Genomic DNA, 25,398 nt, shown 5'->3' on the forward strand with positions numbered 1-25,398 from the left:
ACATTTTTTAAAATAATATTGCCGCCAATATCCAGATTAAACCATCTCGGATAAATCGTAATACAAAAATTGCAATGATTACATTGAAACTAATGCCCCCTAATGATGGGATTAAACGATCAAATATATCCAAATATGGTCGTGCTAATTTAACAACAAATTGTCCTAATGCACTCTCACGGGCACCTGGTAACCATGATAATAGTGCGTATATTACTAAAACCATTGTATATGCCTGAAATAAATTAGAAACTAAGCTCAAAAGGCCCAAACTATAACACTCCTCTAAATTCTTATCTTATGAATTATAACATAAATTTTCGTTTTTTAATAAATAAAAAGAGGAATCAATTCTGATTCCTCTATTTCGGTTCTAATGTTCATTCATTAGAATCTATATTATTAACGATGACGCTTACGGAAAAATGGTGGTGTATCCAGTTCGTCTGAATCGTTTACTTCACTTTGACGATTCGGAGTACCATCTGTATTTGTTCGTTCAAATTGGCGTTTTGGTTTTGAATCTGCTTCAGTTGCTTCAACCTCACGCGTATTTGTTTCTCTATTAATATCCCAATCGCTGAATAAATCACGTTTCTGTTGACGACGTGGCGATGATTCAGTTGTTGGTTTAGTTGCTTCTTCTTGTTGACCATGTGTTTGTTGACTTGGTTCAGTCGACGGTGTATTAAATGAACGTCTTGGTGGTGTGCTCATTTTGTTACGGTCTGTCTTTTCGTTTTCAATTCCTGTTGCAATAACAGTAACAATAACTTCGTCACCTAATTCATTATTAATTGATGTACCGAAGATAATATTCACATCACCACTTGATGCGTTGGCAACAATATCACTTGCATCTTGTGCTTCGAATAGACTTAAGTCTTCTCCACCAGTAATATTTAATAGGATTTGTTCTGCACCATCAATAGATACTTCTAGTAATGGTGAAGAAATAGCTTTCTTGGTTGCTTCAGCAGTACGGTTCTCACCTGAAGCTTGACCCACACCCATCAAAGCAGTACCTTGGTCTTTCATAACAGTCTTCACATCTGCAAAGTCTAAGTTTACGTATCCTGGTGCTGTAATTAAATCTGAAATACCTTGTACACCTTGACGTAACACATTATCTGCTTCGCTAAATGCTTCAAGCATTGGAGTCTTACGATCAACAATCTCTAATAAGCGGTTATTGGAGATGATTACTAATGTATCTACAGCGTCTTTTAAGTTTTTTAACCCTTCAGCTGCAAAGCGACCACGTTTTGGTCCTTCGAAAGTAAATGGACGTGTAACAACACCTACTGTCAATGCACCTAAATCTTTAGCGATTTTTGCGACGACTGGTGCAGCACCTGTACCTGTACCTCCACCCATACCAGCAGTAACAAACACTAAGTCTGCTCCTTCTAATACTTCACGAAGTTGCTCTTCACTTTCTTCAGCAGCTTTCAATCCAATTTCTGGTAACGAACCTGCTCCTAATCCTTTAGTAACTTTTGGGCCTAATTGGATTTTGATCTCCGCTTCAGATCCTTGTAGTGCTTGTGTATCCGTATTCGCAACGATGAATTCAACACCTTGAACCTCATCTTTAATCATACGATTAACGGCATTCCCACCAGCTCCACCTACACCAATTACTTTAATTACTGCACCATCATAACTCATTGTTGAATCGAATGATAATTCCATTTATATTCCTCCTGTTTATCTATCAAGTCTTAATCAAAAAATGTTTGGAAAAAGTCACGAACTTTTGCCGTTATGCCATTCCCATTACTTTGATCAGTAACAGGCTCTGAATAGTTGTTCGCTTCATCTTCTTGTGAATAGTCATCATAATATGCAGCATCTTCGTAACGACTGTCATCATCATATGAACTATATTGCTGATAATCTTCTTGTTGATTTGAATTAGGCATATTATCAGAAACTGGATGTTGTTCATTTCTCACTGGTCTAGTTTCATTAGCAGGCTGACGACGTTGACCGCCGAATAAATCACCTGATGTTTGTCCTCTAGCAGGTTGACCTTGACCACGACCAGCTGAAGATGCTGGACGTCTTTGCCCACCTTGTTGAGGCATAGATTGTCTTGGGTCAAATTGCGGTTGATCTGCAAAAGTACCTTGTGCAATTCGATGAACATCATCGAGGTTCGCAGCGTATTCAATCATTCCAAGACTTGTTGTATAGATAGGATTACGCATACCCATTTCTTCCGGAATATAAAGTCGAACTTTACCTCCAAAGTAACGTTTTGCTAAGTCTAATACACCAGGTAAAGAAACTGCTCCACCCGTTAAAACATATCCACCCGGTAAATCAAGTCCGTCTACTCGGTCTAATTCTTCATATAAAGTCTCAAAAATTTGAGTTAAACGTGCTTCGATAATTTCAGCTAAGTAATGTTCATCAACACGAACTGGTTCTTTCTTCCCAACTGTTTCTACAGGGAAGTACTCATCATCAGTAGTTTGACTTGCGATAGCAAAACCATATTCACGCTTAATTCTTTCTGCTGAATCGAGCGATGTATTTAAGATAACTGAAATATCTTTAGTTACAAAGTCTCCACCCTCTTGATCTACAAATGAGAATTTCATTTGATCATCATACAAGATTGATGCACTCGTTTGTCCACCACCCATATCTACTACTACAGTACCAAACTCACGTTCGTCTGCAGTAAGGGCAACAGATGCAATTGCTTGTGGCTGTACAACAAGTTCACTAATTGATAAGCCAGCTTTTTGAACACAGCGTCGAATGTTATGAATAATCGTTCTAGGTCCAGTCACTAAACGTGCATAAAGTTCTAAGCGAACTCCAATCATTCCTCTTGGATCTTTAATTCCGTTAAACCCATCAACAATAAATTCTTCTGGAATGATTGAAATGATTTCTCTCTCTGGGGGTACTGATCGTACTTTAGCCGCTGAGATAACATTTTCCACGTCTCGGGCAGTGATTTCTCTATTATCACTTGAGACAGCAATCATTCCATGACAATCTTCAATCATAATTTGATTACTTGGAACACCAACAATTACTTCGTTAATTTTAACATTTGCTTTGCGTTCTGCCTGAGAGATCGCTTGTTGTATTGAATTCACTGTTTCATCTATATCGACGATAACTCCACGACTCAATCCACGCGACTTCTCATTTCCCACACCAATTATATTAATATTTCCATTAATATACTCGGCCACAACGACTTTAATCGAGGTCGTACCAATATCTAAACTAACAAAAATTTCTTGATTTCTCATTTAGGTATTAACCCCCTTCTGGCTAATTTATTTTTTTATATTTTTTATTTATTTTTTCAATTTCACATACCTTATATTAGCACAAACTTCATTTTAATAGAAGAAAAAATGATGAATGTAAATATAATCACATATAACTTATCTTAATTATTGTCAAGTTTGACACTATTAGCATTTACATCGTTAGGTGTGAAGTAAGCACCCACTTCAAAATTGATAACTCCGGTTTGACCTTCTAATTGAGATAAAATGCTGGGGTAATATTGTACTTTTTGAGCAAAAGTAGAAATAATTGCTCTAATAATATTACCATCTTTCATTTGTACTTCAATCGCATTAGGCTTGTTAGGATCATCAGCATTGGTGACTGTTTCCATCATGGCGAGTATTTCAGGTTCAATTTGGCGCAATCCTTGTGCCACATCTTTAAGCTTACCACTTGTATCAAAGCCTATTAATTCCGGCAAAGCATCGTTAGCTATATCCGCTAATTCTTGGTTGCTAGACACATTAAGCACTTCCCCATTATTTAACACTGGATGATAGCCATCTTGATTAATTAATCCAACTAATTCATGCTCAACCACATTAATTTCTAGTTGTTTCCAATCTGGGCGATTAAACACGATACTTTCTATTAATGGATTTTCATTCTTAATAGTTGTTTCGATTGTTTGTCGTTGACTCATCACTTCATCTACTTCGTCGTAACTGTATATACGTGATGATCCTTTAACAAAGCTTTCAGGTACTAACTCATTTCCAGTAACAACAAGATTGTTAACTTTATTAAAAGGCATCAAATGCCAGCCTGTTACAAGCATTGTTAAGTATATTAATGCAAACACAGCAAATAGTACAGTTTTTCCTTCTGGTAGACTCGCATTGGAACTCTTTTGCCCCTGTCTATTTACCCATTGATGCAGCTTATAATACCAATTTGTATTTTTTGAATTATTCTCTTGATAACTATTTCTTCTTGGTGGCTGATTGCTAGAATAATGACGATTCTGGTTTCTTGTTTGTCTTGTCTCAGTAAATTGGCGAGGTGGTACATAATTTCGGGTATTCGGTTGCCTCATCCGTCCACTCAATTCATTCTCTCTTCGATTATAATCTTCCATATGATAAACTCGCCTTTGATTATGATCCAATTGTGGAGGTAATGGATGGATGACTTGATTAGGTTGATACTGTTCTTCACTACTTAAACTACCTTCTGACTGCTTCACTTGATTACGACTAAAGTAATCTTGTTCAAGCTCATCAAAATTACGCATGCTACTTTGCTTTGGTATAATTGGATTCCCATTACTATCAATACGATAATTGCCTGGAATTGACTGTGTCGGTTTGATAGGTTGTATCGGTTGTTGTTCACGTGACTTAATTGTTTCGCGATTTTCTTGGTAATCTTTTCGATAATTTCCTCGTTGTCCATTATTACTCATAGCTTTCACCTCCTTGAAAAATATTCGTTCAAATCTATAGTATTATACAAATTAACGCATTTAATTGCTCTTTAATTTCACACAATATTATAGACTAAAACTAATTATCATGAGTTAATTGTTTCAACCAGCTTAATAATATCATCAATTGCATTAGGTGTGCCTAATTTCTTAGCTTCTTCTGCCATTTCTTTTAATACTTGTTGATCAAGAATAATTCGATCAATGGTTTTAACTAATTGGTCTGAATCCAGTTGTTTCTCTTTAATTATTTCCGCAGCATGCTTGTTCACTAATGCCATGGCATTCATCTCTTGATGGTTATTAGTTACATATGGACTTGGTATTAAAATGCTTGGTAAACCAAGTGCTGTTAACTCCGCCAAAGTCGTCGCACCACTTCGACAAACCACTAAATCAATAGCTTGAAATAAAGCTGGCATGTTATCAATGTATGAAACTATCTTAACATTTTTTGGAATTTCAATATGATTTTCTTCTAAATATGTCAACCATTCTGAATAATGTACAGAACCAGTTCCAATAATAACTTGATAGTCTTTTTCTGCAAAAGCTTTTACCGATTCTATCGCTGCTTTATTAATTGCTGGTGCACCACGACTACCGCCGAAAATTAATACAGTTGGAATTTGATTATCAAAATCATAATTTGCCGATAAGATTTGATTATCTTTAGCATAGTTTGTTACTTCTTGCCCTCTTGGGTTTCCTGTAAACGTTACTTTATGACTCACTTTCTCAAAGTCTTCATGTACATCATGAAATGATGTCGCAATTTTATTTACGAATTTGCCTAAGAATTTATTTGTCACACCTGCAACACTGTTCTGTTCATGGATTAATGTCGGTATGTTTAATTGTGTCGCTCCATAAAGTACTGGAGCACACACGAATCCACCTGTTCCAATAACTATGTCTGGATTAAAGTCTTTAATTAGCTTTTTAGCCTTTTTTGTACTTGTTAGCATCTGCCAAGCAACTTTAACATTATCTAGTGATAAACTACGTTTTAAGCCTGATATTTCAATTGATTTAAATTCAATATTTGCTTTTGGAACAATTGTTGCTTCTAAGCCTGTATCGGTTCCAATATACAAACATTCTAAATCTGGGTTAATTTCTTTCATTCGATTGTAGATAGCAAGCGCTGGATAGATATGTCCACCAGTACCTCCCCCAGATAGGATGATTCGATTGATTTTCATTATTTGACTCCCCTATTCATTGGTATATGGTTCTTCTATTAGTAGCTTATCAATTGTATCAATATATACATCTCCGCGTATTTCGAAATTCTTATATTGATCCCAACTTGCACAACTTGGAGAAAGTAATACAACCTCACCTTGTCTTGCATCTCTATAAGCTTTTGTTGTTGCTTGAATTAAGTCGTCAAAAACTTCAATTGAATTGGTTCCTGCAGCTCTAAATGCTTTAGCCATCTTTTCTTTCGTTTCACCGTAAAGATAGGCTCCAGCTACGTTTTCTAAATATGGTATTAAGTCATCGAATTCATTCCCACGATCTAATCCACCACCAATATATCTAATTGGCTGCTTAAAACTATTTAGGGCAGTAATTGTCGCCGTCGTATTCGTTGCTTTAGAGTCATTGTAAAAACTACGTTCGCTGACCTTCACAATTGGTTGAATCCGGTGACGCATACCTTTATATTCTCTAACTGTTTTAGATATATCTTCATTTGATATTTCTTTTAACTTAGCTACTGAAATAGCAGCTAAGACATTCTCAACATTATGACTACCAGGGATTTGGATATCAGATAATGGTATTATCTGTTCTTCTTTAAAGTAGATCCAATCTCCTTCAATATAAGCCCCATTATTTCTTACAAATTCATCAGTATTTTCAATCGAGAAAGGAACTAGCTGACCGCTAAAGCCTTCTACCCATTGATGTAGTTCAGCATTGTCATAACGATAAACGACCATATCTTCAGCAGTTTGATTTGCTAAGATTTTTAATTTTGCTGCCGCATATTCTTTCCTTGTATGATGATAATCTAAATGAGCTTCATATATATTCGTTATAACTGCAATATCTGAATGAAAGTGCTTTGTTCCAGCTAATTGAAAACTCGATAACTCCATTACAATATCATCTTCTTCAGTAGCTTTTTCGATGACATCCAATGTTGGCACACCAATATTTCCAGCTAGATACGCCAATCCTTTTTCTCGGTGTGTTAATAATTCTCTTAATAAACTCGTCGTAGTAGTTTTTCCGTTACTACCTGTTATTCCAATAATCGATCCTTTACTAAACCAAGACGCTAATTCTACATCTGTATATATCGGAATATTTTTTTCAATTGCCTTTTGTAAAAAAGGGATTGAATAAGGTATTCCAGGGTTTTTGATAATCATATCAAAATGGTTATCTAATAGATCTAGGGGATGTCCTCCATCTACGACTTTGACACTCTCTTCTAAAAGTAAAGTAACCGACGGGTCTTGTGATAGATCCCCTCGGTCATTGATTGTTACATTCGCATTTTGTTTTACTAGAAACTCAGCAACACTTTTTCCCGTTAAGGCGTAGCCTAAGACTAATATTGCTTTATCTGATAAATTCTCATTCGTTCCCATTCTAATAATCGCTCCCTATTAAAAGATAAATAGCGCAATCAATGCACTAATTAATCCGATAGCCCAAAAGACATTCACTACTTTTGCTTCACTCCATCCAATCATTTCGAAGTGATGATGTATTGGGGCCATCTTAAATATTCTTTTTCCACGAGTCTTGAACGACCATACTTGAAGCATTACACTTACAGTTTCAACAACAAAGACGAAACCAATAATAAGTAAGCTCCATGGATTATTAAGTACTGAAGAGATGACGGCAAGTCCTGCTCCTAAAGCTAGAGAACCAACATCACCCATAAATATCTTGGCTGGTTTACGGTTAAAAATTAAAAATCCAATTAAAGATCCAACTACAATTAATGACATTGTAGCCACTGTTGAATTACCTTCAGCAGCAGCGATAAAATAATATGCCCCATAAGCGATAATATTCAATCCAGTTGCTAAACCATCTAACCCATCCGTTAAATTAACCGCATTTGAAAAACCAGTAATCCAGATAAACATAAACATTCCAACTAAGACAATATTTGAAATCTCAAATCCAAAGAAAGGAATGAGGATTTGTTGATTTGTAATCATTCCTATTAAAGCAATGATAAAGGCAAATAATAATTGTGTCAAAAATTTCTGTCTGGCTGTTAAGCCTTCATTTCTTTTTTTGAAAATACTAATAAAATCGTCAACAAATCCTATCGCTCCGAATAATAGGAATGCTAACCAGATCATCCAAAACTCACCCGACATTGATGTTTGGATAAATCCAAAGATTAACATCGATAGTAAGATAGCTAAGATAAACACTGTCCCACCCATAGTTGGTGTCCCTGTTTTTACCTCATGCCATAATGGCCCATCTTCACGTGTAGTTTGACCTAATTTCTTTTTATTAAAGAATTGGATGAAAAAAGGCATTGTAATGACCGTTAATAAAAAACTAGTCACTATTGGTAAGATAATATTCAACTTTCTATTCACTCCTTAGTTTTATAACTTAGATCGATGGATTGCATCGATAACTGTCTGTACTTCATCGTACGGTATATTGTCGTTTCCGATAACTTGGTATGGTTCTCCACCTTTACCTGCGAATAAGACAATATCATTTTCACGAGCAATATCAATGGCATGTTGAACTGCGACTGCTCTATCCTTAATGATTGAATATGGTTTGTTATCATTATGATGAATACCAATCATCTCATTAACGATTTTTTCAACAGGTTCAAATCTGGGATTATCAGCAGTAAACACAATTTCATCTGCATACTTGAATAGAATATCTCCTAAAGGCTGACGCATACCACTATCGCGGTTCCCCCCACTATGACCCATTAACGCAATTAAGCTTTGGGACTCATCTTTGTTTTGAACAAGCTCTTGCATTACTCGCTCAAGTGCATCCGGTGAGTGTGCAAAATCTACAATCACTTCAAAGTTTTGGCCTTCATCAACGACTTGCATACGTCCAGGTACACCATTAAATTCTTCTGTCGCTTTTAGAATATCTTCTATTGTATACCGGTAATATTTACTCAATGTTAAAAATGCTGCTAAATAGTTTGATACATTATAAGAACCACGCATTGGAATCTCCAACGTGTATGATTCATTATTATAATCTAAAACAAATTCTGTTTTACCATTCTTTTCTTTAATTGTGTGTCCATAAACTGTCGCTGATTGGCTCTCTAAACTATACGTTACAATATCAGCACTCGTTACTTCAGCCATATTTTTATGATATTCATCATCCATATTTAAGATAGCTAATCTTGGCCGTTGATTATGAAATCTTTGACCTAACTGACTAAATAGCAAGCTTTTGGCATTAGCATACCCTTCCATTGTTGAATGGAAATCTAAATGTTCACGCGTTAAATTAGTAAAAATAGCACAATCAATATCAGTAAACGATAAACGTCCCAAAGCTAATGCATGTGAGGAAGCTTCAATAACTGCATCGGTACAATCATCCTCAACCATTTCATTAAATAACTTTTGCAACTCTAAGGCATTAGGTGTTGTGTTCACTGCAGGGTAATATTTTTCTCCTACTTTATAATGTAGTGTTCCGATTACGCCAGTTCGTCTATTTAAACTTTCAAGTAACTGACTAATCATATTGCTTGTTGTTGTTTTCCCGTTTGTTCCAGTTACAGCAACGACATTAATTTTTGTGGATGGCTCTTCATAGAATTGATTAGCCAAAATTGCTTGTGCACGAAATGTTGAAGATACTTGAACAATCGTTGCTTCTAACTTCTCAGGTTCATTTGGCAATTCTTCAACAATGACCATTCTTGCTCCATTTTTAATAACGTCTTCAATGGCATTATGACCATCAAAGTTTTCACCTTTAATAGCGATAAAACATGTATTATTTTCTACCTTACGAGAATCATTTGCTATACTCGACACATTATTATCTAAGTACTTTGTATTAATAATATTAGCGTCATATAATACATTCATTAAGTCTTTTTGTTGCATCGTACTCCTACTTTCTATTCATAAACTGATACATATTCAACGAAAGGTCTAAATATCTCTGCCAATATTTGAGAACCCATTAAATTATGATCATTTGTTGGTCGTTTCATTGAGAAATACAACATATACTTAGGATCTTCGGCTGGAAAGAATGATACGACTGAAAAATAATAATCATTCGCTCCTTCTAAATAACCTAATCCATCAGGGTTAGCAATTTGTGCTGTACCTGTTTTAGCAGCAATTTGAACTCCCGGAACACTATATTCTTGAGCCGTTCCGTAATCTTCATTCACTGTATTCACCATTAATTGAAGTATATGATTTGCCGCTTCTTCCGATATCGGTTGGTTAACTTGAATAGGTTCAAATTCATTGTTCTCCCCAACTCCATTTAAGTATTGAATTTTCATCATTTTTCCATCATTAGCAATTGATGTAAATGCTTGTAATAACTGAATGGGTGAAGCTGCAAATCCTTGTCCAAACCCTGACATCGTAGCTGATACTGGATTATCAAACTCTACAGTACCTATTGCTTCATTCGCAAGGCCTGAGGAAGTTGATTGACCAAAGCCAAATTCACTCAGCTGATTGGTCCAATTCTCTAAACCTATTCGGCGAACTAATTCCACAATCGTAACATTACTCGATCTAGATAGACCCTCATCAAAAGTTATTGGTCCCCATCCATACAAGTTATAATCACGCACTGTAACATTCTCAATATCCGTCGAACCTGTTTCTGTTAACTCGTTTTGTTCATAAACACCCATATCATAAGCTGTTCCTTGAGTTAATATCTTCATTGTTGATCCTGGCTCATAGACTTCTTCAACTAATTGATTGGTCCATTGAGTCTCAATGCCTTCACGTGTATTCAAGTTAAATGTCGGTCTCTGAGCTGCTGTCAATAATCTTCCAGTCTCAACCTCGACTAAATACGCACTCATTTCTTCAGGTTGATACTTGTTATATGAATAATCTAATAATTCTTCCATATAATGTTGTAGACGACTATCTAATGTGAGATAAACATCTTCACCTAATAAAGTACGTGTTCTTTCAACAAGTTCTGGATTATTTTCAATTGTATTTTGCCCACTTAATTCAGAATTATACGCTGATTCGACCCCTATTTGTCCTGTTAAAATATTAGCTGAGGGCATCCATTCATTACTTTGTTCTTCATTCACAGCATACCCGATTAGATGTGAACTAAAATAATCGTTAACATACTGTCTTGAGCTTTTGCTTACAAAATATATACCAGGTAAGTTCTCGGCTTCAATAGCTTCACGAACTTCTTGTGTTATATTATTTCCAGCTGTACCAAATTCCACTTGAACAGCCTCATAGTTTAATAAAATATCGAGTACTTCATCGCGAGACATATCTATGTAATTACTCAATACTTTTGCAGTATGATCTCTATCTTCAACAGCTTCGTAACCATTTCCTTCTTGCAATACTGCATACATTGAATAAGAAGTAGTATCAATAGCAATGGGCTGACCTTGAATGTCATAAATCGTGCCACGTTTTGCTTCCATGATACTACTTCTTGGGTCTTCTGAATCTTCTATATACTCTACCAAATCTTCACCATGTGAGGACTGAGTTATGTTTAATTGAAAGAAGCGTGCACCTAACAACATGAATGTTATAGCTGCTACGCCTATCAGTATTAATATATTTAAGTTAGAATTATTGCCTTTTTTTTCAGTCATTTCTCAACAGTCCTTACTCTGTCTTTTTCAATAGTCATTCCATTAGTATCTGCAGCATCTTTTATCTGATGATAATTAAACTGCTCAGTGATCTGACTATTTAAAACATCTGTATTAGAACGATATTCAGTGATCGAATCTTCTAAGTTATTTATTGAACGACGTTGTTCAATTATATCTACTCTGATTAGAAAACTAAATGCGATTGCTCCAACTGCAATTATACTACAAAGAGATAACCAAATTGTTTCAAATTTAGATAACTTACGTTTCGATTTTACAACATTCCTAGATACTTCCTCAATATACTCATCTGTATCAGACACACTATAATTTGACGAGGCAGTAGGTTTGTTGTAATCATAATGATTCACCATTTTTCGATTAAAATATTGTTCTTCATTATAATTTGTCTTTTCTAATAACTCTGACATCCTATGCCTCCTAGCTGTCTATTCTTTAATTGTCGTTCGCTCAATAACTCTAAGTTTTGCACTGCGAGCTCTATTGTTATTTTCTAGTTCTTCAGTATTAGCTGTAACTGGTTTACGATTAATAAATTTGTACTCTGGTTGGTACTCTGCAGGTAATATTGGTAAATTCGGTGGTGTTTCTGGTGGTGTTGATTTCTCTCTAAATAGTTGTTTAACAAGTCTATCTTCTAAAGAATGGAATGATATAACGCTCATGCGTCCTTCAACTTTCAACAACTTCAATCCATCTTCTAGCGATTCTTCAAGTGCTCCTAATTCATCGTTAACTGCAATTCTTATTGCTTGGAAAGTTCGTTTAGCAGGATGGCCACCAGTTCTCCTAGTAGCTGCCGGTATAGCTAACTTAACGATTTCACTTAATTGAGTTGTTGTTTCAATTGGTGCTTTTTCTCTCTCGGATTCAATAGAACGCGTGATTCTTTTTGCAAATTTCTCCTCACCATATCGGCTGATAATCTTCACTAAATCATTGAATTCCCACTCATTAACCACTTCGTATGCACTTAACTCTTGAGCTTGGTCCATACGCATGTCTAATCGTGCTTCTTGATGGTAACTAAAACCACGTTCAGCAATGTCTAGCTGTGGTGATGAAACTCCTAAATCATAATAGATTCCATCTACGTAATTAACACCATGATCAGATAAACCTTCTTTAATTTCTCTAAAATTACGATGTATAAATGTTACTTTACCTGCTTCTACTGCTTCTGCTAATACAATTTTTGCATTCTCAATTGCTGTAATATCCTGATCAAAGGCATATAAATGTCCACGCTCTGATAGTTGAGATAATAAATAACTAGCATGTCCTGCTCCACCTAAGGTACAGTCAACGTAAGTCCCATTTGGATTAATCTCTAACATATCAATCGTTTCATGCAATAGAACTGTTTCATGTTCAAATGACATTCATAATCCCTCCGTTTCTAAAATCCAAAATCAATCATGTCCTCTGCAATATCTTCAAAATCTTCTGCAACATCTTCTGCAAAATCTTCCCAACGTTCGCTACTCCAAATCTCAATACGATCTGATACGCCGATCACACGACAGCTCTTATCAATTTTAGCGAAATCTATTAATGTTTGTGGTAAGTTAATGCGTCCTTGTTTGTCAACTTCTACTTCAGTGGCAGCTGAGTAAAAGAAGCGAGTAAATTTACGTGCATCTTTTTTTGCTAAAGGTAATTGTTGTAATTTTTCTTCTATATTTTTCCAATTTTCTAATGGATATCCAAACAAACATCCGTCTAATCCACGAGTAATAATAAAGTTATGACCTAAATCTGGACGAAATTTTGATGGCATAATTATTCGTCCTTTTGCGTCAATATTATGTTGATATTCACCAATAAGCACGACTAATTATACCTCCTCCATTTTAGTTATTTTCATTCTACCACATCACCCCACTTCGTACCACCCTTTACCAATTTTAAGCAAAAAAAGAACCGTTACTCAAAAGAGCAACAGTTCTAAACGTTGTCAAATCAATATTTACATATGGTGGTAGCTGGTGGGTACTTAGTGGGGGATTTGCCCATTAAAAGTAAGTATAAATTCTCAAAATAACTAAACCGACTAAGAATGCACTAAAAACTGAATAGGCTAATTGAGCGGCTGGTAAGTAATAATCGCGAAATGTAAATTCTTCTATTCGTCGAATATAATCGAACAATTGAAGACCTAATGAAAATGCTGTAATGAAAAGTATATATGGTATAAGGCTAAAGCCAAATATTAAAGTTGAAAAAAGATGAATTAATGTTAACCAAAGTGGCAACAACAAAATAGCCAAGTTCAATGGATACTTATCAAAAAATTTCAGATAAGATTTCATATATTTCTGAACAAGAAAAATAATCACTGGTGGTACTATATATAAAAGTAATTCTGATAACACAAATGAATTTGACATTAATACACCTCGGCTTTCTCTTTTATTCTAATAAAATACTGACTCATTCAATTATACACAATTTATCAACTAACTTAAATCATGTTTAATTATATTCATTAAATAAGCAACAATTTCTTTAATTTTTTAAAAATCTCAAACTACATTACTTTGTAAAAATAAAATACATATTTCCATGTCAGCGATAATTTTAATTTTAACCGAAAATATGGTTTACAAAAGTGAGGTAAAGGAAGTTCAGTAGTATCAGGATGACTGTGCGTAAAGCAAGGTACGATTTACTTTTAAAGCGAATTATAAAAAAAATCGAATGGTAAATCAAACTCATCACTCGTACACCTACTAGTTTGTAAGTATAAAAGATAACATTTGATTTAACATTCGACTAAATTAATTTTTATGCTTGTAACATTCTGTCATCTTATAAAGTCAAGAATATGTTGCCATGTATCCTGATTTAACACTTCCCAATAATTTCCGTCACCTACTATGGAATATCCAACAAATAAACCAAGAACGAAAAACAAAATGACAAATAATAAAAATAATATTATTTTACCTAGTGTTTTTAAGACAGTTAATAAAACATTGTCTTCAATATATTTATCTGACATATTACGATCCCCTATCGTTAGATTATCCAATGAGACGGCGCTTCATTCTTGAGAAATAGCGTGCAACTTTTTGTTGCCAAGATAAATTAGTTCGTTGTAATTTACCAGACTGAATTAAATCTAGCATAATACCCGTTCCAATCGCTACACAACTCATAGGTTGATCGGCACGAATAGCTGAGACGTTTAAATAATCGGATAGAAAAATATCAATTGATCCAATTAATGCGCCACCACCAGTAAGTAGTATGCCTCTTTCCATAATATCAGACGCAATTTCGGGTTGCGTATCTTCAAGCAGTTCTTTAGCTGCTCTTGCTATCATAGCTAATTGTTCATGAATCGCTTCATAAAGCTGGTTTGATGTGACATTGATTGATTTTGGTAGTCCAGAAACTAAATCTCGTCCTTTTAACGTCTTTGTTTCTAACTGTGATTGATCCTCGTAAAACAATGCTGAAGCAAGTTCTATCTTAATTTGCTCAGCAGAACGTTCACCAATGAAAAGTTTATACTTATCTTTAAAGTATTGAATGATGCTTGCATCAAAATCATCCCCGGCAATTTTTAACGATGTACTTTGAATGATTTCACCACCAGATATTATAGCAATATCACTGGTTCCTCCACCAATATCAATTACCATATTCCCAGATGGATCAAGTAAATCAATTCCAGCGCCAACTCCTGCCACTTTAGGCTCTTCTTCCATGAATATCTTACCACCACCTGCTTTTTCAATTGCTTCTACAAGAGCGGTTTGTTCTATTTCACTAATACTTGATGGTCTACAAATAAGTACGTTCGGTTTTGTAAACCAACGTTGTGAATGAATTTTCTGAAAGAAAAGCACAAGAAGTGCCTCGGCAATGTCATAATCTGCAATGACACCGCCTTTTAGTGGTTTGATGATTTCAATCGAATCCGCAGTTCTACCAATCATATCATACGCCTCTTTACCAATAGCGATGACCTCTTGAGTCTGTTTATCTAAAGCAACGACTGAAGGTTCATTTAATATGACCCCTCGACCTTTAAGATGAATCAAAACATTCGCAGTACCTAAGTCAATTCCGATATCTCTGCTCATATGTTTTCACCCATCTATTTTCCGTACTTTAAGCGAGTACTCTTGTTTTTTTAGATTCAGAAACAATTGGCTGAATTTCTACGCGTTCAATATTTGCACCTAAGTTAGCTAATTTCTCATGGAATTTATAGTAACCACGATCTAAATTTTTTAATTCTGAAACTCGCGTTAAACCTTTTGCTACTAATCCTGCAATTATTAATGCTGCAGCTGCTCTTAAGTCAGTTGCTTTCACACTTGCACCACTAAATTCAGTTGGTCCGTACATTACAGCTGTTTGACGTTCAATTGTAAATTTAGCGCTCATACGGCGTAATTCTTCAAAATGCATGAAGCGGTTCTCGAATACAGTTTCAGTTAACGCACTACTTCCACCAGCCAACAATTGAGCAATTGACATTTGTGCTTGCATATCTGTTGGGAAACCTGGATAAGGTAACGTTTTAACATCTGTTGCTTTTAATGTTTCTGGTCCAATGACACGGATACCTGTTGTGTATTCCTCAAACTTAACACCCATTTCAGTTAATTTACTGATTAATGGTTTATTATGATCTCGGATTGCACCTTCAACAAATACATCTCCTTGTGTTACTGCTGCAGCAACGATGAATGTACCCGCTTCGATACGATCTGGAATAACAGAGTGTTTAGCACCATGAAGTGCTTTTACACCTTTAATTTTAATCATTTCTGTACCAGCACCAATGACTTTAGCACCCATCTTGTTAAGATAGTTTGCTAAATCAACGATTTCAGGTTCACGTGCTACGTTTTCAAGGATAGTTTCCCCTTCTGCTAAAACAGCAGCCATCATAATGTTCTCAGTTGCACCGACACTTGGGAAATCAAGATAAATTCTTGCCCCTTTTAATTTTGATGCAGTTGCTTCTACATAACCTGCTTGGCTATTAATCTCAGCACCTAATGCTTCAAATCCTTTTAGGTGTAAATCAATTGGTCTAGTTCCAATTGCACATCCACCAGGCATAGCTACTTTTGCATGACCAAAACGAGCTAATAACGGTCCCATAACCACAATCGATGCTCTCATTTTACTAACAAAATCATAATCTGCGATTGTCATTACCTCACCAGTCGCATCGATTTCCATTTTGTTTTCTTCTTCGTTAAATGTATTTTTTACGTTAATGTTCGTCAATAATTCATTAATTGTCAGAACGTCAGATAAAATAGGTACATTAGTTAATTCAGTGACACCAGTTTCTGCCAAAATTGATGCTGCTAATATAGGTAAGACGGCATTTTTTGCTCCTTCAACTTTTACCGTACCTTCTAGGCGATTTCCACCTTGAACAATAATTTCTTGCATTTTAAAATAATCCCCTTTAAGTATTCTATCGCATTGGAGCTTACGATAGAAAAATATAATATTTATAGAAAGCTACTCAAAAATAAATTTTGAAGTACTTCAATGATCGTCAGTACGAACGAACCTGCTACATGTCCAACTGCAATACTAATTAATATACACGCGTACTGTGCCATGTAATATTTGCGATCAGTAAAAAACTGACGCCAATTAATATCTTTAAAGACCATATAACTCAATAGGATAAACGTAAATCGGACAACAAGTACTGCCATACCATTGAAAATCGCCATACTACGCCCACCTTTCTAGTTCGAAATTATCATAGCACAAATACAAATTGAATTAAACTGATTTATTTTATCCTAATTTCAAACTTGTCAAAATTAAGTTTTAATAAAGACAAGTGTAATAATTCAAACATTGCTCTAATAACTTTGTACATTATACTTTTACAAATATTACAGCTGCACCTTTTATACAAATTTAAGCAAATCTTAATTTTCAAGAACTAAAAATCCTTCACTTAAATTACATTTAGGTTTTAAGACTTTCGTTGTATGCGCTATCAATATTTTGGATAGTCAATATTTTTTGTACATAAAAAAACTAGAGCAAAATATTATTTTGCTCTAGTTTTTTACATGACTTATGCTTCTTTAATTTCTCCATAATATCTACGATGTTCATCGATACGATCTAAATAAAAACCTGGGTGTAAAGTTTCTTTGTCTTTAGCAATTTCAATTATTCCACCCTCATTTGAGATAGTTTGATTAAAATTATCTTCATAAGCACTAATGTCTAATTCTTCTCTGCGATTTAAGTGTAAGAGCGTTCCTTCTTTAGACATTCTTTCTTTATATTCCGGTTGTAGAACACCTGTAAATAATTCGGCAACCGCTCCAGAACCATAGCTAAACATCCCAATACGCTGTCCTGCTTCTAGTTTTTCATCAAAGTTAAGTAATGAAATTAGACTTAAGTATAAAGAACCAGTATATACATTCCCTACTTGGCGACCAATGTATGTTGACTCTTCGAAATGGCTTAGCCACTCTTCCACCGGTTTTGAATCAATGTTCGATTCTTCTTTATTCTCTAATGATTGGAGACATTTTCTTCCCATCTTTGTAAATGGCAAATGGAATGCGATGGCTTGAACTTCACTCAGTCGTTCAGGATAGCGTTTCGAATACTCTTCTATAATTGTATTAAACATTGAAATATAAAGTTCAGTTGAATATTTCCCTTCAACAAAAGGTATTTCTGCATAATTCGGACGCCAAAAGTCAAACTGATTGTCAGTTAAACTGATTGTTTCACTATCAATCGCTAGAACACGTGGATTAGCTGTAACTAACATTGCGATAGCTCCTGCACCTTGTGTCGCTTCTCCACCAGAATTGAGTCCATAACGCGAAATATCAGACATAATTACAAGTACTTTTCGCTCTGGATTAAGTCTTACATAATCACAAGCTGAAAGGAGTCCTGCAGTGCCTCCATAACAAGCATGTTTAACCTCATAAGCTTTAGCAAATGGTTGTATTCCTAACATTTGGTGTATATATGTCGCCGCTGATTTTGAGAAATCCACGCCTGTTTCAGTTGCAAAGATGACTTGATCAATCAAATCTCTATCTTCTTCTGTTACGATTCTTCTGGCTGCATTGGCACCCATAGCTACGATATCTTCTTCAATTGTTGGTACTGCCATTTTTTCTTGGCCTATTCCAATTAAGAATTTATTTGGATCAATTTCTCTAGCCTCTGCTAGCTGAACCATATCAACATAGTGATGTGGTACATGAAAAGCCATTTGATCGATTCCTACCGTTATGATGTGAATCAACTCCTTTTATTATCTTTAATTTCGTACTTTATTTAATATTTTTCTTGCTGTGTCCCGGTTCATTTGAGGTGCTATATTTAATTGAGCTACGACTTCAGGTATTTCTTCTATTGTCGCTCCAATTTGCATAGCTAAGGCTCGTGCTTGCATACGCATGTGTCCTTTTTGTATCCCTTCACTTACTAAAGCTCGTAGTGCCGCAAAGTTTTGCACTAAACCAACTGATGCGATAATATCCGATAGGTCAGTTGCTGAAGTGATATCTAACAATGATAAAGCAAGTTTTGCTGTTGGGTGAGATGATAATGTTCCTCCAACTGTCGCTACTTGTAAGGGGATTCTAATCGTTCCTTCTAATGATTTATCTTGATAGTTAACTTGCCATTTTGTCAAACTACGATATTGACCATCTTTCACGGCATACGCATGTGCTCCAGCTTCAATGGCTCTCCAATCGTTACCAGTTGCAAGAACAACTGCATCTATCCCATTCATAACCCCTTTATTGTGCGTTGTAGCACGATACGGATCAATCCATGCATAGTCAGACGCCATCTCAATACGCTCTGCAAGTTTAATTGCTTCGTCGTAATTCTTATTCAAATGATTTAAAGGTACTTTTGCCTTAGCAATGGTCACGGCATGAGGTTGATAATTGGATAGTATACTCATTAAAACTTCCCCATTAATTAAAGTCTCTATCGTTGGGGATAGTGTTTCTAAAACAGTATTGATAACGTTGGCCCCCATTGCATCACAAGGATCAAGTGATAAGTAGAGACTTACATATTTATGTCTTAGATCTTCTTTTTCTTCAACCCATATATCTTTTGGACCACCACCACGGTTTACCATAGATTGGCTAGCTTTAGAGGCTAAGTCTAATAGCATTATTTTATTTTGTTCAATAATACTTTTTATTTCTTCAAAGGGTTGTTGAACAGTCATGACTATTTGTCCAATTAATAAACGCTCTTTTGTTTCAGCTTTTATATTTCCTAATAATTTCGCACCAAAACTGGCTGCAGCAATAACTGAAGGCTCTTCTATAGCCATAGGTACGATATAATTAGTATTATTAACAGTTAGATTTACCGCTACACCTAAAGGTAAATGATAGTTAAATAAATAATTTTCTATCATTTGATTCGCATATTCTTCAGGTAATACGGTACTCGAATTTTCTATCTTTAAATCTACCCATGATTCTATTAGTTGAATCCGTTTTGAGATGGAATGCTTATAAAACCCTGAGAAAAACTGACTTTGGTCCATAAAATTGCTCCTTAAAACTTTTACGATGACAAAACTAACAACATAATTTAATACTATTTATATAGTTGTTTTTAATCATACATAAAATATTATTGATAAGCCTATGTGAGACATCTTTTAACTATTAATGACTTTAGTTAATTCTAACCTTTGTTTAAAAAAATAGCAAAAAAACGAATATAACTATTATGATGTACTGACAAGTACACTTACCGTTTCAGCAGTTAATTATACTATGAATATTTTTTATATTCTAGTGTAATTCTAAACTTCATCAGTGTTCAACCATCAAGAATAGTATATTCGTTTTTAAACGAGTATTAAGTTATTTATTTTGTTCCAAAGATTCTGTCTCCAGCATCTCCTAAACCGGGAATGATGTACCCATGCTCATTTAGTTTCTCATCTAATGCAGCTGTGTAGATATCTACGTTTGGATGTGCTTCTTGTAAAGCCTTAATCCCTTCTGGTGCAGCAACTAAACATACAAATGTAATGTTTTCTTCAGATACATTGTATTTTGTAGTTAATTGCTTAAGTGCAGCAATAGCAGAAGCTCCTGTTGCAAGCATTGGATCAACTACAAACACACGGCGTTCATTGATATCTTGTGGGAATTTGGCAAAATACTCAATTGCTTCTAATGTATCAGGATCACGATACATTCCAATATGACCAACACGAGCTGCTGGAATCATATCCATGATACCATCTACCATACCTAATCCAGCACGTAAAATTGGTACAATTGCTAATTTTTTACCCGCAATTTGTTTTTGAGTTGTTTTCATAATTGGTGTTTCAATTTCGATATCTTCTAAAGGAAGATCTCTTGTAATCTCATAAGCCATTAACATTCCGATTTCATTTGTTACCTCACGAAATACTTTTGTCGAACAATCCTTATCTCTAATAATTGTTAATTTATGTTGTATTAATGGATGATTTACTACCTCAAATTTTGCCATACTATTCCTCCTAAGAAAATTTATTCATTAAATAATGGTCGATCTTGCATTAATTGATTGACCTTGTTTTTTATTTCTAACATTTCTGACTCTTCTGCAGATAAAGCATCTAAGATTAAATCCGCTACTAATTCTACATCCGATTCTTTTAAACCACGAGTTGTAATTGCTGCTGTACCAATTCGAATACCACTTGTTTGAACAAAAGACTCTTTATCGAATGGTATAGAGTTTTTATTTACTGTGATACCAACTTCATCTAAGCGTTCTTGTGCCCATTTACCTGTTACACCTAAGGGAGTAACATCAACTAAAAACAAATGATTATCCGTTCCACCAGAAACAATTCTTAATGGACTCAAATCAAATATGCGTGACATTGCTTTTGCATTAACCTTAACTTGCTGAATGTATTCTTTAAAGGCTGGTTGCATTGCTTCATGTAATGCAACTGCTTTTGCTGCAATTACATGTTCTAAAGGTCCACCTTGAATTCCAGGGAAGATCGCTTTATTGAGTTGCTTACCATACTTCTCTTTAGCTAAGATAAGTCCCCCGCGAGGTCCGCGAAGTGTTTTATGCGTTGTTGTCGTTACCACATCTGCATATGGTACAGGATCTGGATGCTCTTTGACTGCGACTAAACCTGCAATATGAGCCATATCAACAAAATAAATTGCCCCTACGCTCTTTGCAATTTTTCCGATACGTTCGAAATCAATTTCACGAGAATAAGCACTTGCACCTGCTATTAACATCTTTGGTTTTACTTGATTTGCGATTTCTTCTAATTTATCGTAATCAATTAACTCTGTTTCAGGATCAACACCATAGCTATACATCTCATAAGATTGACCACTAAAATTCACTGGTGAGCCATGTGTTAAATGACCTCCTTGTGACAGATCCATACCAAGTACTTTGTCATTGGGCTCTAAAAATGCACGATATACAGCTAAATTCGCACTTGATCCCGAATGGGGCTGTACGTTAGCATATTCAGCATTAAACAATTCCTTCGCTCGATCGATTGCAATCTGTTCAATCTTATCAACAAATTCACAGCCACCGTAGTATCGTTTGCCAGGATAACCCTCAGCATATTTGTTTGTCAAAATACTTCCTTGAGCTTTTAAAACACTTGGTGAAACAAAGTTTTCTGAAGCAATTAATTCAACACCATTTGTTTGGCGTAAGCGTTCATTCTCAATCTGTGCAAATACAAATGTATCGTCGTTATAGGTCATAGAGACACCTCCAGGTTATTTTTTTTATTATATCATACTCGATGAAGCTTTAGAAAGACGGTTTAAATATGCATGGGTCTTATCTGTTTCTGGAAACGATTGCGCGAAAATGATATCGCACTCACTGCTTTCAAGGTAACGTAACCCTGCAAACAAACGTTGTGTCGCTTGTTCTAGCTCGTCTTTGCTTCCTAATGAATAATAACTGAAGCCAATATTATCACTCTTTAATTCACTTATAATATTATCTTGTGCAAGAATGCCAACTTTTAAATCCATTTGTTGTATCAGTGTTTTCCACTCTTCAGTTGAAGTAAGCGTTTGAACCATTTTAACGGGTTGAGCTGGACTATAGTGTGTGTATTTAACACCAGGACTAGCAATTGTTGTGTCAGATATTTGTTCCTCACTAGACTTTTCAATCGTTTCAATTCCTGTTGCCTCGGTCAACATCGCTTGCGTAACAGCACCTGGTCTTAGTATGTCAATCCGATGATCTGATGGCCAGACAACTGTCGATTCTACACCGACTTGCGTAAATTCTGAGTAATTATTAACGACTCCAGCAATTTCCCCGTCAAAATCATTGATTACATGTTCAACAGCTGTCGGACTTGGTTTACCAGATAAATTTGCACTAGGTCCGACTAATGGAAAACCTGCCATCTCGATGAGTAGCAAGGTCTCTAATTGATTCGGCATCCGAATTCCCACTGTTTTTTGATTAGGCGTGACACTGTCAGCAAAGATTCCTTCTTTAATTGGAAATATAATAGTTAATGGACCCGGCCAAAAAGTTTGCATTAATTTTAAGGCAACATCATTTACTTCAGCAACATAATCATAAACCGATTCAATATTATGAACATGTACAATTAAAGGATTGTCTGCTGGACGCCCTTTTGTTTTGAATACTTGTTTTACAGCGTGATCATTATTGGCTATAGCCCCTAATCCAAACACAGTTTCAGTTGGGAAAGCTACCAATTCTCCTAGTTTTAAAGAATCTGCCGCAAGATTTAATTCGTCACGCCCAAAAATTTTTGTGTTTCTTTGCTTCTGTTTAAATTCATTCATTTTTATACCTACTTTATAACTCAATTTGTACGTAACGATCTTTCCCGTTCAAATCTTTTTGAACGTTAACGGTCGATTGTGGAAACACATCTATAAAGATGTCTTTTACAGCTTTACCTTGTTGAAACCCAATCTCCACGATAATCATACTCGTGTTCGTTACATATGCTTGCATCTGACGAGCCATCTGTTTGTATATCGCTAAACCATTATCTTCAGCAAATAATGCAAGTGATGGTTCGAATTTCTTCACACTTTCATCCATTAATTCTAGCTCATCTTCACTAATATAAGGTGGATTAGATACGATCAGATCATATCTTTGTGGTGGAATTTGTTCAAATAAATTGCTTTCCATGAAATTTATATCAACCTGATGTGCTAAAGCATTTGCTTTGGCAACTTCTAGTGCATCTGATGATATGTCTGATGCTGATACATGATTTGTTGGGTTCATTTTGGCTATCATAATCGCTAAAATCCCTGTACCAGTTCCAATATCTAATACTTTAGCATTTGGTTTCGATTCTAAATATTCGTTGGACATACTGACAATCCCAGCTGTATCTTCACGTGGAATTAAGGTATGTTCAGTTACTTTGAATTTTTCATCCATAAAATAAGCATAGCCCAAGAGATATTGAATTGGTTTATCTTGGATAATTTGATTCAGAATATGCATATAATAATTATACATCTCTTCCTCAACTGGTTTATTAAGGCCTAATACAATCTCCGTTAAAGTTAGATCAAAGGTCATCATCCAGTAAGTTCTAGCTAAATCCTCATCTAGATTATGAGCTTTTAAAAAAAGTGAAGCTTTAAATAAAGCTTCACCCAAAGTTAAATTAACCGTTTTGACCATTTAACTCCTCCAATAGTTGAGTTTGGTCATAGACAATCAGTGCATCAACAATATCATTTAAATTACCACTTAAGATAGAATCTAATTGTTGAATTGTTAAACCGATACGGTGGTCAGTTACTCGGTTTTGTGGGAAGTTATACGTTCGAATACGCTCAGAACGGTCCCCAGTTCCAACTTTTAACTTACGATCGGCATCGATTTCAGATTGTGCTTCTGATTGAACTTTATCATAGACACGAGCGAGTAAGATTTTCATCGCTTTTTCACGGTTTTTCAATTGAGAACGCTCATCTTGCATTGCGACAACTGTATTCGTTGGGATATGCGTAAGTCGAACAGCAGAAGCAGTCTTGTTAACGTGCTGTCCACCTGCTCCACTCGCATGATAAATATCCACACGAATATCATTCTCGTCAATACTGAAATCAATTTCTTCAGCTTCCGGCATAACAATAACCGTTGCAGTTGAAGTATGAACACGCCCTTGAGACTCAGTCTCTGGTACACGTTGAACACGGTGTGCACCATTCTCATACTTAAGTTTTGAGTACACTTTATCTCCTGAAATCATAATTGTTACTTCTTTATACCCACCAATTCCAGTAATGTTAGCGTCAATTACTTCTACTCTCCAACCTTGGTTAGTAGCATAATGTGTATACATATCTAAAAGATCTCCAGCAAATAATTGTGCTTCATCTCCACCGGCTGCACCACGGATTTCCATAATAATATTCTTTTTATCATTAGGATCTTCTGGAATCATCATAATTTTGATTTTACTTTCTAATTCTGCAAGTTCAGCTTTTAAATCTGATAATTCTTCTTTAGCAAGTTCAGCCATTTCATCATCTGTATTCTCAGATAGAATCTCTTCAGTTTCAATGATTTCTTCATTAACTTGCTTGTAGCGTTTGATTTTTTCGACCTTTGGTCTTAAATCACTTTCTTCAATAGTTAGTTCTCGTAGACGATTTGTATCACTAATTACGCTTGGATCACTTAGTAATTCATTGACTTCGTCATAGCGAAAAATTAACGTATCTAATTGTTCAAACATTACTTTTCCCCA

Annotated in this window: 24 protein-coding genes; all 24 read right to left on the reverse strand. The window is 35.3% G+C overall.

From position 1 onward, the window contains the following. Positions 1 to 7 precede the first annotated feature (7 nt). Positions 8 to 271 (reverse strand): YggT family protein, encoded by a 264-nt coding sequence (locus tag HYQ40_02740; GenBank protein MBZ6526678.1) that lies wholly within the window; start codon positions 269 to 271, stop codon positions 8 to 10. A gap of 131 nt (positions 272 to 402) precedes the next feature. Then, positions 403 to 1,695: a cell division protein FtsZ gene (gene ftsZ, locus HYQ40_02745; GenBank protein MBZ6526679.1), complete on the reverse strand. Its 1,293-nt coding sequence runs from the start codon at positions 1,693 to 1,695 to the stop codon at positions 403 to 405. Positions 1,696 to 1,724: 29 nt separating this feature from the next. After that, entirely contained in the window at positions 1,725 to 3,278 is a 1,554-nt protein-coding gene (ftsA, locus tag HYQ40_02750) for a cell division protein FtsA (GenBank protein MBZ6526680.1), read from the reverse strand. Positions 3,279 to 3,421: 143 nt separating this feature from the next. Beyond that, positions 3,422 to 4,729: a hypothetical protein gene (locus HYQ40_02755; protein ID MBZ6526681.1), complete on the reverse strand. Its 1,308-nt coding sequence runs from the start codon at positions 4,727 to 4,729 to the stop codon at positions 3,422 to 3,424. A gap of 107 nt (positions 4,730 to 4,836) precedes the next feature. Further along, positions 4,837 to 5,955 carry an undecaprenyldiphospho-muramoylpentapeptide beta-N-acetylglucosaminyltransferase gene (gene murG / locus HYQ40_02760; protein ID MBZ6526682.1) on the reverse strand — a complete coding sequence of 373 codons (1,119 nt, stop codon included), beginning with the start codon at positions 5,953 to 5,955 and terminating at the stop codon, positions 4,837 to 4,839. A 12-nt stretch (positions 5,956 to 5,967) separates the two neighbouring features. After that, complete coding sequence (locus HYQ40_02765) at positions 5,968 to 7,359, reverse strand: UDP-N-acetylmuramoyl-L-alanine--D-glutamate ligase (GenBank protein MBZ6526683.1); 1,392 nt, start codon at positions 7,357 to 7,359, stop codon at positions 5,968 to 5,970. A gap of 18 nt (positions 7,360 to 7,377) precedes the next feature. Then, positions 7,378 to 8,328 (reverse strand): phospho-N-acetylmuramoyl-pentapeptide-transferase, encoded by a 951-nt coding sequence (locus HYQ40_02770; protein ID MBZ6526684.1) that lies wholly within the window; start codon positions 8,326 to 8,328, stop codon positions 7,378 to 7,380. 21 nt (positions 8,329 to 8,349) lie between these two features. After that, positions 8,350 to 9,855: a UDP-N-acetylmuramoyl-L-alanyl-D-glutamate--2,6-diaminopimelate ligase gene (locus HYQ40_02775; protein ID MBZ6526685.1), complete on the reverse strand. Its 1,506-nt coding sequence runs from the start codon at positions 9,853 to 9,855 to the stop codon at positions 8,350 to 8,352. A 14-nt stretch (positions 9,856 to 9,869) separates the two neighbouring features. Beyond that, positions 9,870 to 11,585, reverse strand: coding sequence for a penicillin-binding protein 2 (locus tag HYQ40_02780; protein MBZ6526686.1), 1,716 nt, complete (start codon positions 11,583 to 11,585; stop codon positions 9,870 to 9,872). After that, the gene (locus HYQ40_02785; GenBank protein MBZ6526687.1) at positions 11,582 to 12,019 is read right to left on the reverse strand and encodes a hypothetical protein; all 438 of its coding nucleotides are present in this window, start codon (positions 12,017 to 12,019) and stop codon (positions 11,582 to 11,584) included. Before HYQ40_02785 ends, HYQ40_02780 begins: the two co-directional genes overlap by 4 nt. Before the next feature lie 18 nt (positions 12,020 to 12,037). Further along, on the reverse strand, positions 12,038 to 12,991 hold the full coding sequence (gene rsmH / locus HYQ40_02790) for a 16S rRNA (cytosine(1402)-N(4))-methyltransferase RsmH (GenBank protein MBZ6526688.1): 954 nt from the start codon (positions 12,989 to 12,991) through the stop codon (positions 12,038 to 12,040). A 17-nt stretch (positions 12,992 to 13,008) separates the two neighbouring features. Beyond that, positions 13,009 to 13,440 carry a division/cell wall cluster transcriptional repressor MraZ gene (gene mraZ, locus HYQ40_02795; protein ID MBZ6526689.1) on the reverse strand — a complete coding sequence of 144 codons (432 nt, stop codon included), beginning with the start codon at positions 13,438 to 13,440 and terminating at the stop codon, positions 13,009 to 13,011. Positions 13,441 to 13,624: 184 nt separating this feature from the next. Further along, complete coding sequence (locus tag HYQ40_02800; GenBank protein MBZ6526690.1) at positions 13,625 to 13,999, reverse strand: hypothetical protein; 375 nt, start codon at positions 13,997 to 13,999, stop codon at positions 13,625 to 13,627. A gap of 416 nt (positions 14,000 to 14,415) precedes the next feature. Then, on the reverse strand, positions 14,416 to 14,613 hold the full coding sequence (locus HYQ40_02805) for a DNA-directed RNA polymerase subunit beta (protein MBZ6526691.1): 198 nt from the start codon (positions 14,611 to 14,613) through the stop codon (positions 14,416 to 14,418). A 22-nt stretch (positions 14,614 to 14,635) separates the two neighbouring features. Continuing rightward, complete coding sequence (locus HYQ40_02810) at positions 14,636 to 15,703, reverse strand: rod shape-determining protein (protein MBZ6526692.1); 1,068 nt, start codon at positions 15,701 to 15,703, stop codon at positions 14,636 to 14,638. A gap of 28 nt (positions 15,704 to 15,731) precedes the next feature. Then, a complete protein-coding gene (gene murA, locus HYQ40_02815) occupies positions 15,732 to 17,036 on the reverse strand; it encodes a UDP-N-acetylglucosamine 1-carboxyvinyltransferase (protein MBZ6526693.1) in 1,305 nt (434 codons plus the stop codon). 62 nt (positions 17,037 to 17,098) lie between these two features. Next, the gene (locus tag HYQ40_02820; GenBank protein MBZ6526694.1) at positions 17,099 to 17,329 is read right to left on the reverse strand and encodes a DUF1146 domain-containing protein; all 231 of its coding nucleotides are present in this window, start codon (positions 17,327 to 17,329) and stop codon (positions 17,099 to 17,101) included. A gap of 356 nt (positions 17,330 to 17,685) precedes the next feature. Then, on the reverse strand, positions 17,686 to 18,858 hold the full coding sequence (locus tag HYQ40_02825; GenBank protein MBZ6526695.1) for a hydroxymethylglutaryl-CoA synthase: 1,173 nt from the start codon (positions 18,856 to 18,858) through the stop codon (positions 17,686 to 17,688). A 48-nt stretch (positions 18,859 to 18,906) separates the two neighbouring features. Continuing rightward, entirely contained in the window at positions 18,907 to 20,166 is a 1,260-nt protein-coding gene (locus HYQ40_02830; GenBank protein MBZ6526696.1) for a hydroxymethylglutaryl-CoA reductase, degradative, read from the reverse strand. A 329-nt stretch (positions 20,167 to 20,495) separates the two neighbouring features. After that, positions 20,496 to 21,134, reverse strand: coding sequence for a uracil phosphoribosyltransferase (gene upp / locus HYQ40_02835; protein MBZ6526697.1), 639 nt, complete (start codon positions 21,132 to 21,134; stop codon positions 20,496 to 20,498). A 20-nt stretch (positions 21,135 to 21,154) separates the two neighbouring features. After that, positions 21,155 to 22,381 (reverse strand): serine hydroxymethyltransferase, encoded by a 1,227-nt coding sequence (locus HYQ40_02840; GenBank protein ID MBZ6526698.1) that lies wholly within the window; start codon positions 22,379 to 22,381, stop codon positions 21,155 to 21,157. Between the two features lie 27 nt (positions 22,382 to 22,408). Continuing rightward, a complete protein-coding gene (locus HYQ40_02845) occupies positions 22,409 to 23,458 on the reverse strand; it encodes a threonylcarbamoyl-AMP synthase (GenBank protein ID MBZ6526699.1) in 1,050 nt (349 codons plus the stop codon). 13 nt (positions 23,459 to 23,471) lie between these two features. Further along, positions 23,472 to 24,323, reverse strand: a complete 852-nt coding sequence (prmC, locus tag HYQ40_02850; protein ID MBZ6526700.1) for a peptide chain release factor N(5)-glutamine methyltransferase — start codon at positions 24,321 to 24,323, stop codon at positions 23,472 to 23,474. After that, entirely contained in the window at positions 24,307 to 25,386 is a 1,080-nt protein-coding gene (gene prfA, locus HYQ40_02855; GenBank protein MBZ6526701.1) for a peptide chain release factor 1, read from the reverse strand. Before prfA ends, prmC begins: the two co-directional genes overlap by 17 nt. Positions 25,387 to 25,398: the final 12 nt, after the last annotated feature.

It is taken from the genome of Aerococcaceae bacterium DSM 111021, from assembly GCA_020112395.1.
Classification (GTDB): domain Bacteria; phylum Bacillota; class Bacilli; order Lactobacillales; family Aerococcaceae; genus Ruoffia.

What these genes read in the sequence shown, in the direction of transcription:
- ftsZ (MBZ6526679.1), bottom strand. Translation starts at nt 1,695, where the DNA reads ATGGAATTATCATTCGATTCAACAATGAGTTATGATGGTGCAGTAATT.
- ftsA (MBZ6526680.1), bottom strand. Translation starts at nt 3,278, where the DNA reads ATGAGAAATCAAGAAATTTTTGTTAGTTTAGATATTGGTACGACCTCG.
- HYQ40_02755 (MBZ6526681.1), bottom strand. Translation starts at nt 4,729, where the DNA reads ATGAGTAATAATGGACAACGAGGAAATTATCGAAAAGATTACCAAGAA.
- murG (MBZ6526682.1), bottom strand. Translation starts at nt 5,955, where the DNA reads ATGAAAATCAATCGAATCATCCTATCTGGGGGAGGTACTGGTGGACAT.
- HYQ40_02765 (MBZ6526683.1), bottom strand. Translation starts at nt 7,359, where the DNA reads ATGGGAACGAATGAGAATTTATCAGATAAAGCAATATTAGTCTTAGGC.
- HYQ40_02775 (MBZ6526685.1), bottom strand. Translation starts at nt 9,855, where the DNA reads ATGCAACAAAAAGACTTAATGAATGTATTATATGACGCTAATATTATT.
- HYQ40_02780 (MBZ6526686.1), bottom strand. Translation starts at nt 11,585, where the DNA reads ATGACTGAAAAAAAAGGCAATAATTCTAACTTAAATATATTAATACTG.
- HYQ40_02785 (MBZ6526687.1), bottom strand. Translation starts at nt 12,019, where the DNA reads ATGTCAGAGTTATTAGAAAAGACAAATTATAATGAAGAACAATATTTT.
- rsmH (MBZ6526688.1), bottom strand. Translation starts at nt 12,991, where the DNA reads ATGTCATTTGAACATGAAACAGTTCTATTGCATGAAACGATTGATATG.
- HYQ40_02800 (MBZ6526690.1), bottom strand. Translation starts at nt 13,999, where the DNA reads ATGTCAAATTCATTTGTGTTATCAGAATTACTTTTATATATAGTACCA.
- HYQ40_02805 (MBZ6526691.1), bottom strand. Translation starts at nt 14,613, where the DNA reads ATGTCAGATAAATATATTGAAGACAATGTTTTATTAACTGTCTTAAAA.
- HYQ40_02810 (MBZ6526692.1), bottom strand. Translation starts at nt 15,703, where the DNA reads ATGAGCAGAGATATCGGAATTGACTTAGGTACTGCGAATGTTTTGATT.
- murA (MBZ6526693.1), bottom strand. Translation starts at nt 17,036, where the DNA reads ATGCAAGAAATTATTGTTCAAGGTGGAAATCGCCTAGAAGGTACGGTA.
- HYQ40_02820 (MBZ6526694.1), bottom strand. Translation starts at nt 17,329, where the DNA reads ATGGCGATTTTCAATGGTATGGCAGTACTTGTTGTCCGATTTACGTTT.
- HYQ40_02825 (MBZ6526695.1), bottom strand. Translation starts at nt 18,858, where the DNA reads ATGGCTTTTCATGTACCACATCACTATGTTGATATGGTTCAGCTAGCA.
- HYQ40_02830 (MBZ6526696.1), bottom strand. Translation starts at nt 20,166, where the DNA reads ATGGACCAAAGTCAGTTTTTCTCAGGGTTTTATAAGCATTCCATCTCA.
- upp (MBZ6526697.1), bottom strand. Translation starts at nt 21,134, where the DNA reads ATGGCAAAATTTGAGGTAGTAAATCATCCATTAATACAACATAAATTA.
- HYQ40_02840 (MBZ6526698.1), bottom strand. Translation starts at nt 22,381, where the DNA reads ATGACCTATAACGACGATACATTTGTATTTGCACAGATTGAGAATGAA.
- HYQ40_02845 (MBZ6526699.1), bottom strand. Translation starts at nt 23,458, where the DNA reads ATGAATGAATTTAAACAGAAGCAAAGAAACACAAAAATTTTTGGGCGT.
- prmC (MBZ6526700.1), bottom strand. Translation starts at nt 24,323, where the DNA reads ATGGTCAAAACGGTTAATTTAACTTTGGGTGAAGCTTTATTTAAAGCT.
- prfA (MBZ6526701.1), bottom strand. Translation starts at nt 25,386, where the DNA reads ATGTTTGAACAATTAGATACGTTAATTTTTCGCTATGACGAAGTCAAT.